Origin of the sequence: Clostridium sp. (assembly GCF_036639235.1) — a bacterium.
Lineage (GTDB): Bacteria > Bacillota > Clostridia > Clostridiales > Caloramatoraceae > Clostridium_AB.
This window is the reverse complement of record NZ_JAVWJB010000008.1, coordinates 36341-49334: the sequence shown is the minus strand read 5'-3', so window position 1 is coordinate 49334 and position 12994 is coordinate 36341. Positions and strand designations below refer to the sequence as shown.

General features: G+C 31.3%; 18 protein-coding genes. All 18 read left to right on the top strand.

Going from position 1 to position 12994, the window contains the following annotated elements; genetic code table 11:
* Positions 1–78 precede the first annotated feature (78 nt).
* Entirely contained in the window at positions 79–756 is a 678-nt protein-coding gene (sigK, locus tag RR539_RS03885; protein WP_332472739.1) for an RNA polymerase sporulation sigma factor SigK, read from the top strand.
* Between the two features lie 82 nt (positions 757–838).
* Positions 839–1507 (top strand): ABC transporter ATP-binding protein, encoded by a 669-nt coding sequence (locus tag RR539_RS03880; RefSeq protein ID WP_332472740.1) that lies wholly within the window; start codon positions 839–841, stop codon positions 1505–1507.
* Positions 1508–1509: 2 nt separating this feature from the next.
* On the top strand, positions 1510–2172 hold the full coding sequence (locus RR539_RS03875; RefSeq protein WP_332472741.1) for a hypothetical protein: 663 nt from the start codon (positions 1510–1512) through the stop codon (positions 2170–2172).
* A 117-nt stretch (positions 2173–2289) separates the two neighbouring features.
* Positions 2290–3108, top strand: coding sequence for a shikimate dehydrogenase (gene aroE / locus RR539_RS03870; RefSeq protein WP_332483404.1), 819 nt, complete (start codon positions 2290–2292; stop codon positions 3106–3108).
* Between the two features lie 15 nt (positions 3109–3123).
* The gene (locus RR539_RS03865) at positions 3124–4647 is read left to right on the top strand and encodes a GspE/PulE family protein (protein ID WP_332472743.1); all 1524 of its coding nucleotides are present in this window, start codon (positions 3124–3126) and stop codon (positions 4645–4647) included.
* 21 nt (positions 4648–4668) lie between these two features.
* Positions 4669–5727 carry a type IV pilus twitching motility protein PilT gene (locus tag RR539_RS03860; protein ID WP_332472744.1) on the top strand — a complete coding sequence of 353 codons (1059 nt, stop codon included), beginning with the start codon at positions 4669–4671 and terminating at the stop codon, positions 5725–5727.
* Positions 5728–5730: 3 nt separating this feature from the next.
* On the top strand, positions 5731–6771 hold the full coding sequence (locus RR539_RS03855; RefSeq protein WP_332472745.1) for a type II secretion system F family protein: 1041 nt from the start codon (positions 5731–5733) through the stop codon (positions 6769–6771).
* 3 nt (positions 6772–6774) lie between these two features.
* On the top strand, positions 6775–7161 hold the full coding sequence (locus RR539_RS03850; RefSeq protein WP_332483403.1) for a type II secretion system protein: 387 nt from the start codon (positions 6775–6777) through the stop codon (positions 7159–7161).
* A 12-nt stretch (positions 7162–7173) separates the two neighbouring features.
* A complete protein-coding gene (locus RR539_RS03845) occupies positions 7174–7929 on the top strand; it encodes a prepilin peptidase (protein WP_332483402.1) in 756 nt (251 codons plus the stop codon).
* Between the two features lie 73 nt (positions 7930–8002).
* Positions 8003–8392, top strand: coding sequence for a hypothetical protein (locus RR539_RS03840; protein WP_332472748.1), 390 nt, complete (start codon positions 8003–8005; stop codon positions 8390–8392).
* Positions 8392–8772: a hypothetical protein gene (locus RR539_RS03835; protein WP_332472749.1), complete on the top strand. Its 381-nt coding sequence runs from the start codon at positions 8392–8394 to the stop codon at positions 8770–8772. Before RR539_RS03840 ends, RR539_RS03835 begins: the two co-directional genes overlap by 1 nt.
* Complete coding sequence (locus RR539_RS03830; protein ID WP_332472750.1) at positions 8769–9173, top strand: PilW family protein; 405 nt, start codon at positions 8769–8771, stop codon at positions 9171–9173. Before RR539_RS03835 ends, RR539_RS03830 begins: the two co-directional genes overlap by 4 nt.
* A gap of 14 nt (positions 9174–9187) precedes the next feature.
* On the top strand, positions 9188–9598 hold the full coding sequence (locus RR539_RS03825) for a hypothetical protein (protein ID WP_332472751.1): 411 nt from the start codon (positions 9188–9190) through the stop codon (positions 9596–9598).
* 68 nt (positions 9599–9666) lie between these two features.
* Positions 9667–10161, top strand: a complete 495-nt coding sequence (locus RR539_RS03820; RefSeq protein WP_332472752.1) for a shikimate kinase — start codon at positions 9667–9669, stop codon at positions 10159–10161.
* 97 nt (positions 10162–10258) lie between these two features.
* Positions 10259–10693: a type II 3-dehydroquinate dehydratase gene (aroQ, locus tag RR539_RS03815; protein ID WP_332472753.1), complete on the top strand. Its 435-nt coding sequence runs from the start codon at positions 10259–10261 to the stop codon at positions 10691–10693.
* A gap of 3 nt (positions 10694–10696) precedes the next feature.
* Entirely contained in the window at positions 10697–11767 is a 1071-nt protein-coding gene (locus RR539_RS03810; protein ID WP_332472754.1) for a M24 family metallopeptidase, read from the top strand.
* 65 nt (positions 11768–11832) lie between these two features.
* A complete protein-coding gene (gene efp, locus RR539_RS03805; RefSeq protein WP_332472755.1) occupies positions 11833–12390 on the top strand; it encodes an elongation factor P in 558 nt (185 codons plus the stop codon).
* A 54-nt stretch (positions 12391–12444) separates the two neighbouring features.
* Positions 12445–12888, top strand: a complete 444-nt coding sequence (locus RR539_RS03800) for a CD1247 N-terminal domain-containing protein (protein WP_332472756.1) — start codon at positions 12445–12447, stop codon at positions 12886–12888.
* Positions 12889–12994 lie beyond the last annotated feature (106 nt).

Below are 12994 nucleotides of genomic sequence, written 5' to 3'. Positions count from 1 at the left end.
AAAGGCACATATATTAGAAAGGTCTCATATAATGATTATGAGACCTAGTCTTTAGGGGGGTAAAGCTTGTTACCGGATATGTTTCTTAATTTTTTTCAAAATCTAGTCGTTCTTGTTGGATATGTTAGCAATGGAAATTCATTTCCCACTCCTTTAAATCAAGATGAGGAAAAGGAGCTGTTTAAAAAGTACCGTGAGGGAGATGAAAGTGCTAAGGGAGAACTTATAACTAGGAATCTTAGGCTTGTGGCACATATAATAAAGAAATTTAGCCCACAAATCAGAGATGCAGATGATTTGATTTCTATAGGCACTGTAGGACTTATTAAGGCTATTGAAAGCTTTGATTATAAAAAAGGGAACAGGCTTGCGACATATGCAGCAAGGTGTATAGAAAACGAAATACTAATGAGTGTAAGATCAAGTAAAAAAATCAAATCGGAAGTATACCTTCAAGACCCAATTGGGGTGGATAAAGAGGGTAATGAAATATGTTTAATTGACGTATTAGGAACTGATGGTGACGTTGTACTTGAAGAAGTTGAATACAAAATATCAGTTAAAAAGCTATATGACATTATAGAAAGTGTACTTGAAGGAAAAGAAAAAGAGATAATAAAGCTTAGATATGGATTAAATAGTGAACCTAAGACCCAAAGAGAAATAGCACAGAAACTTGGGATTTCAAGGTCTTATGTTTCAAGAATTGAAAAAAAAGCTTTGAAAAAACTTTCAAAGGAACTTTCACAGGGATAGCTTAAGCTATCCCTTGTTTTATTGACTTAATTATGCTTTAACGGTAATATGTAAGAGAAAAAATATTAGAAAGAAGTTTTATATGATTAGTATTAGAGGCCTTTCAAAGGTATATAAAGAAACAGTACTTGATAATATTAACCTTGAAATAGAGGGTAACAAAATAGTTGGACTTATAGGTAAAAATGGATGTGGTAAAACCACACTTCTTAAGATTATATCTTCATTAGTAAAGCCAACAAGTGGAGAGATAAGCATATTTTCTAATGAAATAAGTGATAAGTCACGTGAGATTGTATCATTTATGATGGATGAAAATATTTTATTTAAAGGAATGAGAGTTCGGGATGCATTAAACTTTTATAGGGAGTTTTTCTGGGACTTTAATGAAGGAAATGCAAGGGGAATGCTTGCAGAATTTTCTATTGATATAGATAGGAAAATAGATACCTTATCATTAGGATCACTTGAAAAACTTAACGTAGCACTTACATTTTCAAGAAAGGCTAAGGTATATTTACTTGATGAGCCATTATTCGGAGTAGATCCTGAGGATAGACGTAAGGTAATAGAAACAATTCTTGATAATTTTGAGGAAGGGTCTATTATGATTATAAGTACCCATTTAGTGTGTGATATTGAGCCAATTTTAGATGAGGTGATATTTATGAAGGATGGAAAAATAAAGCTACATTCAACTATTAAAGAACTTAGAAAAAATGGAATTAATTCTTTAGAGGAACTTTTTTAGTTATGAAACTTAATAGAGTAAACTTATATTTTTTAAATCAAAGCTTTATGATGAATATACTACTAGCGTTACTAGCAGTACTTTCAATATTTTTACATCCTATTTTTCACTATGGTCAGTACATAACAGCATTTTTAGTTACATTAATAGTTATTATAGGGCTAATTGCACCTATTCTCAGATTTAAAAGCTTAATGTTTGGTAGAAGTAGAATAATATTCTTAACTCCTAAGAAATACGGATATATAATAAGGGGATTCATATATTCAGAGATTGCTATATTTGCAACATTATTTCTTGGTATTGCAGTATGTTTATACTCAATAGATGGAAAAGTTCTTCTTGTAGAGTACTTTATGTATTCAAATTCTATATATCCATCACTACCTTATTATTCTACATGGTTATTTATAAGAACAGTTGATATTTGGTTTAATTTCCTTGCAGTTGGAATATTATCTGTTGTGTTTAGTAAGATTTATTTAGAAAGATTAAGATTTGTTCTTATTAAGATTTTTTTAATATTTTCATCTATGCAGTTTTTAAGTATTGTTATAGTTGAAATTTTAAATGTTATAATGAATGAAACTGTTACAAGGATGATTATTTCTCTATATGCAATATATTTAGCATATAGAAAACTTCAAAAGACTGATATTTACTAAAGGGTATAGGAGACTATACCTTTTTTAGGCTTAAATAAAATTGGTAAATAACATATAATAAATATATAATATGTATATAAAAGTTTTTATTGGGTATATACATAGATGGAGGGCAAAATGAATAATGTATATGGGTTAATAGGTGAGAAGCTTTCCCATAGCATATCACCAGAAATTCATAATAGTATTTTTGAGAAAACAGATTACAAAGGAAAATATTATATATTTGAAATAGAGAAAAATAATCTAAAATCCTCTATAGATGGATTTAGACTACTAAAAATAGGTGGACTTAATGTTACTATTCCATACAAAATAGATGTAATTGAAAGAATGGACTGTATTTCTGATGAAGCAAGGGAAATAGGGGCTATTAACACAATTAAATTTAAAGATGGTAAGTGTTATGGATACAATACTGACTATTATGGATTTAGTTATATGTTTGATAAAAACAATATTGATGTTAAGGGTAAGAGTACCTATGTTTTAGGAGCAGGAGGAGCTACGAAGGCTATAATTAAGTATCTTCGTGATAAGAATGCTAGTAGCATAAATATTGTTACAAGAGATGTTAGTAAGACTAAGGGTAACTTAGAATTTAAAGAGTATAATGTTATATCCTATAAAGATCTTGAGAAAATAGATGCTGGAGATATAATTATTAATTCTACGCCTCTTGGAATGTATCCAAATATTAATGATTGTCCTGTAAGTGAGGATGTTATTAAAAAGTTTAAGGTAGCAATGGACATAATATATAATCCAAGTGAAACAATGTTTTTAAAACATGGCAAAAAGTGGGGCCTTATATGTGAAAATGGTCTTCCTATGCTTATAGGTCAGGCTGTTTATGCACAGGAGATATTTAGGGATATTACAATAGACAAATCTATAATAGATGAGATTTGTAGGGAGTTTGCTGTTAAATACTAAATAGGAGAGATGTTATTGTTTAGTGTTAAGCAGGAATTTAATAATAAAAGGGTAGAGGGAACAGATAAAGTTGTAATTTGTAATTCTCTAGAGGGATTAAGGGTAGATAGTAAAGTTACTAGTTTAATTCCAAGAGATATATGCTTAAAGTACAACCTTATCCCCCTTGAAGCTAATCATCAACTTAAGACGGTTAATATTTTAACTTCATATCCAATTATGGGATTAAATAGTGAGGATATACGATTTATACTTGGCTATGAACCTATATTTTTACATTATCATAACCTACAGGAGTTAGAGCAATTCATATGTAATGCACTTCAAAGTACATTAATCATTAAGGATACAAGGGATGAAATTAAATCAGTAGATGCTCCTAAAGATCAAGAGGGGGATGCACCTGCTGTTAAGATAGTTAATTACATAATAAATGAGGCACTAAGGCTTTTAGCTAGTGATATACATATAGAACCCTTTAAATCATATTATAGGGTTAGATTTAGGGTAGATGGTTACTTACGAGAGGGTTTTAGATTTTCAAAAGCGTCATATAATGCAATAATATCTAGAATAAAGGTTATATCTAAAATAGATATTTCGGAAAAAAGGCTTCCCCTTGATGGAAGAATAGGTATAAATTCTAACGGAACTTTATGGGATCTAAGAGTTTCTACTATTCCAACAGTTAATGGTGAAAAAATAGTTATTAGAATATTCCAAGAAAAGACAAAAATTAAAGGACTTCATGACATCGGTTTAATTAACGAAAACTTAAGTATAATAGAAAGTTTCTTAAACCAGAAAAGCGGAATAATTTTAGTATCAGGACCTACAGGAAGCGGAAAAAGCACAACACTTTATACCATGCTTAGACAGCTTGATATGAACAAAAGGAACATAATTACAATTGAGGACCCTGTTGAACAATGCATTGAGGGTATAACTCAGGTTAATGTTAACTCTAAAATAGGCTTTGACTTTGCAAGTGGTCTTAGATCAATTTTAAGGCAGGACCCAGATGTAATTATGGTTGGAGAAATTAGAGATAGTCATACAGCAAGTATTGCTATGAGGGCTGCAATAACAGGACATCTTGTGCTTAGTACAATACATACACATGATAGTCACTCGGTGGTTGAGAGGCTTTTAGATATGGGTATAGAACCCTATCTTATATCCTCTGGTCTTTCAGGAGTTATATCCCAAAGACTTGTTCGAAAAATATGCAATAATTGTGTAGAGAGCTATACTCCAAGTGATTATGAAATAAATATTTTAAATATAACTAGAAGTGACCTTTTGAAAAAGGGATCAGGATGTATAAAATGTAGCTATACTGGATATCTGGGAAGAATAGGCGTTTTTGAAACATTACAAATTAGTAGTAGTTATAGAGAGTCTTTAGGAAATAGATTAGGGAGTAGTAACCTCATTAAAGAAGCTAATGAAGAGAATTTTATTTCACTTAAAGATTCTGCAATTAGTCTTTTGAAAATGGGAGTTACAACAACAAGTGAAGTTTTAAGTATAATTTAATCTAATTCAAGGGGGAAAATCATGATAGAATTTAAAGATTTATTAAAAGAGTGTGAGATGCGAGGTGCATCTGACCTTCATATAACGGTTGGTGTACCGCCTATGCTTAGAATAAATGGGACATTAGTTCCAATAGGAGAAGATAAATTATTACCTGAGGATACGAAAAAGTATGCACAGTTTATATTAGACAAGGATACATACCAAAAGTATGAGGAAACAGGGGAAGTTGATTCATCATATGCAGAAAAGGGAATAGGAAGATTTAGAGTTAATGTTTTTAAACAAAGAGGTAGTGATGCATTAGCACTAAGAGCAGTACCACTTAAGGTACCAACATTAGAAAGCTTTAATATGCCACCAATATTATCAGAACTTACAAAGAAAACAAGGGGACTTATATTAGTTACAGGTCCAACAGGTAGTGGTAAGTCAACAACCCTAGCTGCTATGATTAATGAGATTAATAATACAAGGAATTGTCATGTTATAACCCTTGAAGATCCAATAGAATATCTTCACAAGCACAAGAAAAGTATTATAAACCAAAGGGAAGTTGGAGGAGATACTAAGAGCTATCAAAATGCTCTAAGAAGTGCTTTAAGAGAAGATCCAGATGTAATACTAATAGGAGAGATGAGAGACCTTGAGACAATATCCATTGCTATAACAGCAGCGGAAACAGGTCACTTAGTGCTATCAACTCTTCATACAGTAGGAGCATCAAAAACGATTAATAGAATAGTTGATGTTTTCCCACCACATCAACAGCAGCAAATTAAGGTACAACTTGCTGCTGTACTTGAGGGAGTTATATCACAACAACTTCTTAAAACAGCAGATGGTAGCGGTAGAACATGTGCACTTGAAATTATGACTGCAAGTCCTGCTATTCGTAACCTTATAAGAGAAGGGAAGACCCACCAAATAGATTCTGTTGTTCAAACAAGTAGCAAAAATGGGATGAAAACTATGGATATGTCTTTAGTAGAACTGTGTAAGTCAGGAACTATAAGCCTTGAAGAAGCAATGACCTATGCAGTTGATAGAGATATAGTTATGAGGCTGATTAATTTATAGGAGGTGCCTATAATAATTAACAGCATTATTAATTACAAAAATATTTACTTATTGTGTAGGCAGATTTCAATTATGCTTAATTCAGGCATAAATGTGGTATCTGCCTTTACCACAATTAGAAATCAAACAAAAAACAGAAAAACATATAGAGCTTTAGATAATATAGTAGAGAGTATACATGAAGGAAAAAGTCTATATGAAAGCATAAAAGACACTAAACACTTTGAAGATTCCTTTTGTGAAATGGTAAGGGTTGGAGAAGAAACAGGAAAGCTAGATGTAATATTTGATAATTTGTCAAACTATTACTATAAAGAGTACAAATCGAAGCAATTCATTAAAGAAGCAATGACATATCCGATTTTCATTTTAGTTATTACAATTATAGCTTCTATTGTAATGATGTTTACTATTTTACCTATGATAGATGATATGGTAAAGAGCCTATCAATAAAAAGTATCCCAATGCCTACAAAGATATTGATTACAATAAGTAGATTAATAGAAGATGATATGTTTATTTTGGTTAGCATAAGTATAATAACCGGAGTCTTAAGTATAATAATTAAGTTTAAGGGGTTTATATTTCATAGAATAATAACTAAGATAGCAGGATTTTCATCTCTTTATAAAATGGTAATTGCAGAAAAATTTGCAAGAAGCTTAGCATTATTGTGGTCTAGTGGAGTTCCAATAATTGAGGCCTTATTTCTATGTGAAAGCTTACTTGGAAAGTATTACAGTAGTTATGTAAGAAATATTAAGGTTTTAGTTGAGGAGGGAGGAAGTCTTTTCCTCTCGATAAAACAGTCAGGATTATTTCCAGAGTTTTTTGCTAATATGATTGAAACAGGTGAAGAGTCAGGTAGACTTGATTCTGTACTTGAAAGTATTGCTGATTTTTATGAAAAAGAAGTAGGATTTGCATCTAAAAGACTTTCAAAGATATTTGAACCTATTTTAATAATATCTATGTCCCTTGTTGTTGGTTTTGTATTAGCAGGTGTTCTTCTTCCTGTATTTCAGATTTACGCTGAGGTATAGCCTATGAAAAATAAAGGATTTACCTTAATAGAGGTTATATGTACAGTTGCTATTATAGGAATTATTACATCAATTGCAATGCCTATAAGCTTAAGATATATAAATGAATCTAAAGAAAAACGTTATTTAGTTGAGGGAAAACTAATAGAAAGTTCAGTGGATATGTATAATTTCGAAAATCCAAATAGTCAAATTAGAAGATCAGATTCACTAGAGAGTATAAAGCAAAAGCTTAGTACTATAGGAGGTAGATACCTTCAGTCATGGCCTAAAAATATTTCCGTACTATATGAAGGAGAATGTATTAAGGCTGAAGAAAATAACTTAAGCAGGTATACATATGAAGATCTACTAAAATACTCAAGAAAAATAGAAGACAAAATAGAGTAATTGGAGGTTTATATGGTTGTTTATACTATATTTGTGTTTATACTTGGGCTTATTATAGGAAGCTTTCTTAATGTATGTATTTATAGAATTCCAAGGGAGGAGTCTATTTCATACCCACCTTCTAATTGTACAGGATGTAATTCAAATATAATGTGGTATGATTTAATACCAGTTTTAAGCTATATAATTTTAAGAGGAAAATGTAGACACTGCAGAGAGAAAATAAGTATTCAATATCCTATTGTTGAGGTTTTAACTGGGGTTTTATTTACTCTTATATATTTAGAGTTTGATTTCACATATAGGTTTTTCTTTTTTACTATTTTAACAGCAGTGCTTATTGTTACTGGGTTTATTGACTACTATACAGAGTATATTTATGAAAAGGTAAGTATAGTAGGATTAATACTTGCAGTAGGTTACGTAGGATACCAGTTTTATTTAGGTGAAGCATATGGAAACCTAATATTAGGTGGACTTATATGTTCAGGGGTAATTGCAGTATTTGCTATTTTTAAAGCTATGGGATGGGGAGATGTTGAACTTGCGCTTATGTGTGGATTGTTTCTTGGGGTATATAAGGGAGTGTTAATGCTTATAATAGCTGTTTTACTTGGAGGAATAGTAGGAAGCATTATTCTTATAAGGCGTAAAGATAAAAGTGAAAGAACAATGGCATTTGGCCCATACATAGGTATAGGAGGATATATAGCTCTAGTATACGGAGATTACATATTAGAGTTTTTAAAGAATTACTATGGTTTCTAAAAAAATATTTTCATATAAAAGGGGGATTACTTATATAGAAGTAATCCTCTCTTTGTTTATATTGGTGTCTATTATGACAATAGTATACCCATTTGTTTCATCAACTAAAACCAGTAGTTTGGATAGTGAGTCTAAAAAAATAGTTTCTGCACTAAAGCTTTGTAAGTCAGATGCAATTGGAAGTGGTAGCCTTATTAAGGTTAAGTTTGAGGATGTTAATAGCGGTGGATATAAAAGATTTGATGTTTATAATGAAGAGGGTTTTATAAGAACTGTTAACTTATCAAGTGGATTTGTTTTAAAGGTTAGAAAAACTGATCTTAATGGCGGCAACCTTGTGTTTAAAAGCGATGGGACCCTCGGTCATGGGGCAACTACAATTTTTATATCAGATATAGGAAGTAGTAAAGATGCTGAAATAACATTAACCATAGGTTATACAAGAATAAAGAGGATTAATTAATGAAAAAAGGATATGTTTATATAGAGGCATTAGTAGCATGTATTATAACGGCTATTATGGTTGTATCTGTTTCTAAGATAATAGGTGATGCAAAGGAAAATATTAATTACTCAAATGAGTATATAAGAGGTTCAAGCATTGTTAAAAGCCTAGGAAGTATATATAGAGATGGACATGATGTTTTAATAGATGGAAATGGAATAATAGTTAGTTCTCCAGATGATGTATATAACTTTGTTGTAAATGGAGTGAAAAAACAGGAAGGAGAATATATTCTATATTGTAGAAATGGTTTTGAAGAGGGAATTAAGCATATTAAAATAAGCCTTGTATTTAAGGGTAATAAATATGAAAAGATTAATGAGGTGGTGGCTAGGTGAAAAAAAGGGGATTTACACTAATTGAAGCATTAGTAGGTGTGCTTATACTGGCTATTACTATTATAGGGTGCGTTAAATTTTATAAGTCTGTTAGTCAAAGTTATAGTGTAATAGATAAGAAGGGGGAGAGTAGTGTTAACCTTCAAATAGCACATGAATTTACTGTAAGTAAGGTTCAAGAAGCTAATGATATAAGATTATTAGGACATGATTATTTAATAGATGGTAATAGGATATATGTTTATAAGGGTACACTAAGATACTCCTCAGCATCACAGCATATAGCACCGAATATATCTGAGTTTAAGATAGAACATGTTTCAAACAACCTTTATAGAATTACAACAGGTACTACATTTGAAAGATTATCTACAATAGTAAAAAGGGGTGAGATAAACTGAGGAAAAAGGGATTTGTGTCTATTTACGTTTTGCCGCTATTTGTTGTGCTAATACTTATAGCCTCTGATATGGCCTCTTTAACAGTTGATGGAAGAAAGATAACCTCTAACTATATGTCTAAGTCAACTACGATTAATTTATCAGATATAGGTATTAAACATGCAAAGATATTAGAGACTAGCCTAAATGGGAATAAAACATACTATATTAATATTGTAGATGAAAGCATTATGGCATCAGATAGTATTTTGTCAGATAAATATGCTTGTATTAATATTAAGATTTCAAAACGCTATGAGTCTAGGGTAGTTAATGGTCAGAAGAAAATGATTACAATTAAAGATGTTAATATAGATTCTACTGGAATATATAAAAAATTCTCAAATACAAAGAAAGTGAATTATATAATAGAAAATAATACATAACTTAAAATTGACATAGGGGGTTAATTAAGTGGTATTATTTAGTTATATAAACGTATGGGGGAATTATAATGATTAAAAAAATTGCACTTATTGGCATGCCTGGATGTGGCAAAACCACAATAGGAGAAAAATTAGAAAGTGAAACAGGAATAGGTTTAATAGATCTTGATAAGTATATTGTTGAGGTATCTGGTAGAAGTATTGAAGATATGTTTAATATATCTGAGGATGAGTTTAGAAGAGAAGAAACAAAGGCTCTTAAAATGGTTAATATGGATAGTGTTATTTTGTCAACTGGGGGAGGCATAATAAAAAGGGAAGAAAATAGAGACCATTTAAAGAAAAATTATAGGACTATATTTATAGATAGACCACTTGAAAGTATTTTATCAGATGTAGAGGATGAATCTAGACCTCTTATAAAGGGGAATAAGGAAAGACTTATAGGACTATATAATGAGAGATATGACCTATATAAAGAGGTATGTGATTTTCACATAGTTAATGATTCTACTTTAGAAGAAATTACCTCTAAAATACTAGATATTATAAACAGTAATTAACTTCTAGAGTGTCAATAATTATTTGCATTATAGGGTTAAATTTGTTAAAATACTAAGTGCTATAAGTATATTTAAGTTGTGTTTAGGATGTGATTGTATGAACATTTTAGTTATAAACGGACCGAACCTTAATTTTCTTGGAATCAGAGAAAAAACTATATACGGAAGCGGAACATATGATGATTTATGCGCATTTATTCAAAGTGAGGCAAAGGAAATTGGAGTTAAGGCAGTAATCGTCCAGTCTAATATTGAAGGTGAGATAATTAACATTATTCAAGATGCATTAGACAAGTATGATGGTATAGTTATTAACCCAGGTGCTTATACCCATTACAGCTTTGCGATTCATGATGCATTAAAGTCAGTATCAATGCCAATTGTTGAAGTTCATTTAAGCAATATACATAACAGAGAAGAATTTAGAAAAAATTCAGTTACAGCCCCAGCCTGCGTTGGCCAGATTTGTGGTCTTGGATTCCAGGGTTATTCACTTGGAATGAGGGCACTATTTAATATGGGAGGAAAGTAACAAATGATTAGTACTAGATTAAGTAATTTTAGAAGCAAATTATTAAGTAAGAATATAGATGGGGCTTTAATTGCAAGTGATTTTAATAGAAATTATCTTACTGGATTTACAGGAGATGAAAGCTATATTTTAATTACACAGGATAAGGCTTATTTTATAACAGATTCTAGATATACACTTCAAGCAAAAAACGAAGTTAAAGGGTACCAAATACTTGAGTATAAGCATCCTATAACTAATATTTTAGAGGAGCTAATAAAAGAAAATAATATTAGAACCCTAGGTATTGAAGAGGAGCATATTACTCTTAAAACATACGAAGCCTACAAAAATAAGTTTAATACTATTTCACTTGTATATCTTGAGGGTATAGTAGATGAACTTAGAATTGTTAAAGACGAGTATGAAATTGAGCAAATCGCTAAAGCTGCAGCTATAGCAGATAAGGCATTTGCACATATATTAACTTTCATTAAAGAGGGAATAAAAGAAGTGGAGGTTGCAATAGAACTAGAGAGATTTATGAAAATGCAGGGTGCATCATCACTATCATTTTCAACTATTGTAGCATCTGGAGAAAGATCAGCACTTCCACATGGTGTTGCATCAGACAAAGTTATAGAAAATGGAGATTTTGTAACATTAGATTTTGGATGTATATACAATGGATATTGTTCAGATATGACAAGAACTATTGTTGTTGGAAAAGCATCAGATAAGCAAAGGGAAATATATAATTTAGTACTTAAGGCAAATGAAGAGGCACTAAAAAATATAAAACCAGGAATTAAATGCTTAGAATTAGATAAAGTTGCAAGAGACATAATAATAGAAGGTGGATATGGAGAGCGTTTTGGACATGGTTTAGGACATGGTCTAGGTCGTGAAATTCACGAGGAACCAAGGGTTTCACCTAAGGGAGAAACTATTCTTCAAGAGGGAATGGTTATTACAGATGAACCTGGTATTTATATTGAAGGTTTTGGAGGAGTTAGAATTGAGGATCTTATAGTTGTTACTAAGGATGGCTATAGAGTATTATCATCATCTCCAAAGTCATTAATTGAAATATAATTTTTTAGTAGTATGTATATTTATATTTAAAATGTTAATAATTACTAGATGGAGGGATATTATACATGATTACAGCAGGAGATTTTAGAAAAGGTAGTACATTCGAGATGGATGGTCAAGTATTTACTATAATTGACTTTATGCATGTTAAGCCAGGAAAGGGTGCTGCTTTCGTAAGAACTAAAACAAGAAACGTTATAACTGGAGCAGTTAACGAAAGAACTTTCAACCCAACTGAAAAGTACCCAGAAGCTATTATCGAAAGAAAAGAAATGCAATACTTATACAACGATGGAGAGTTATACTACTTCATGGACATGCAAAGTTTTGATCAAGTACCTTTAGAGTACTCAAAGGTTGAAGATGCTATTAAGTACATTAAAGAAAATGAATTTGCTATTATAAAGTTCTACAAGGGTGAGTCATTCTCAGTTGAAGCTCCTAACTTTGTTGAGCTTGAAGTAGTTGAAACAGAACCAGGAGTTAAGGGTGATACTGCAACTAACGTTACTAAGCCTGCAACTGTTGAAACTGGAGCTGTATTTAATGTTCCTATATTCATCAACCAAGGTGACAAGATCAGAATCGACACTAGAAGTGGAGACTACATGTCACGTGCATAGTTAATAATAATATTGACCTTCGTGGTCAATATTTTTTTATAAGGAGGGAATATTATGGATAACCTAATTAAAAAAGCAGCATACCTTAAGGGACTTTGTGATGGTCTGGAAATATCAGAGGGAACTAAGGAAGGAAAGGTCCTAGTTGCTATAGTTGATATGTTAGAGGAAATGGCTCTTGATATGAGAGAAATCAACGAATCATATGATGAACTTGATTCTTACGTTGAGTCAATTGACGAAGCTTTACTTGAGGTAGAAGAAGTTCTATTTGAAGATGAAGAAGACGGATGTGGATGTGGATGCCACGATGAGTATGACGAATATGATGAAGATGGATATGTAGATATAGACTGCCCAAACTGTGGGGATAAGATTTATCTTGATGAGGGTATGTTTGAAGAAGAAGATGAACTACATTGCCCAAACTGTGATGAAGCAATTAGCTTTGAGACTTCATGCGGCGGCTGCGACTGCACATGTGATGACTGCGAGTAATAACTAAATTACATAAAAAAAATAACACCTAATTTTTATTAGGTGTTATTTTTTTTATCATAATACTCTACTTTACGTAATATATATTTATTATGAAGGAGGGGAT

Bases quoted from the DNA above. Each gene is read 5' to 3' on its own strand.
- sigK (WP_332472739.1), top strand. From the start codon at position 79: ATGTTTCTTAATTTTTTTCAAAATCTAGTCGTTCTTGTTGGATATGTT.
- RR539_RS03880 (WP_332472740.1), top strand. From the start codon at position 839: ATGATTAGTATTAGAGGCCTTTCAAAGGTATATAAAGAAACAGTACTT.
- RR539_RS03875 (WP_332472741.1), top strand. From the start codon at position 1,510: ATGAAACTTAATAGAGTAAACTTATATTTTTTAAATCAAAGCTTTATG.
- aroE (WP_332483404.1), top strand. From the start codon at position 2,290: ATGAATAATGTATATGGGTTAATAGGTGAGAAGCTTTCCCATAGCATA.
- RR539_RS03860 (WP_332472744.1), top strand. From the start codon at position 4,669: ATGATAGAATTTAAAGATTTATTAAAAGAGTGTGAGATGCGAGGTGCA.
- RR539_RS03850 (WP_332483403.1), top strand. From the start codon at position 6,775: ATGAAAAATAAAGGATTTACCTTAATAGAGGTTATATGTACAGTTGCT.
- RR539_RS03845 (WP_332483402.1), top strand. From the start codon at position 7,174: ATGGTTGTTTATACTATATTTGTGTTTATACTTGGGCTTATTATAGGA.
- RR539_RS03840 (WP_332472748.1), top strand. From the start codon at position 8,003: ATGACAATAGTATACCCATTTGTTTCATCAACTAAAACCAGTAGTTTG.
- RR539_RS03835 (WP_332472749.1), top strand. From the start codon at position 8,392: ATGAAAAAAGGATATGTTTATATAGAGGCATTAGTAGCATGTATTATA.
- RR539_RS03820 (WP_332472752.1), top strand. From the start codon at position 9,667: ATGATTAAAAAAATTGCACTTATTGGCATGCCTGGATGTGGCAAAACC.
- aroQ (WP_332472753.1), top strand. From the start codon at position 10,259: ATGAACATTTTAGTTATAAACGGACCGAACCTTAATTTTCTTGGAATC.
- RR539_RS03810 (WP_332472754.1), top strand. From the start codon at position 10,697: ATGATTAGTACTAGATTAAGTAATTTTAGAAGCAAATTATTAAGTAAG.
- efp (WP_332472755.1), top strand. From the start codon at position 11,833: ATGATTACAGCAGGAGATTTTAGAAAAGGTAGTACATTCGAGATGGAT.
- RR539_RS03800 (WP_332472756.1), top strand. From the start codon at position 12,445: ATGGATAACCTAATTAAAAAAGCAGCATACCTTAAGGGACTTTGTGAT.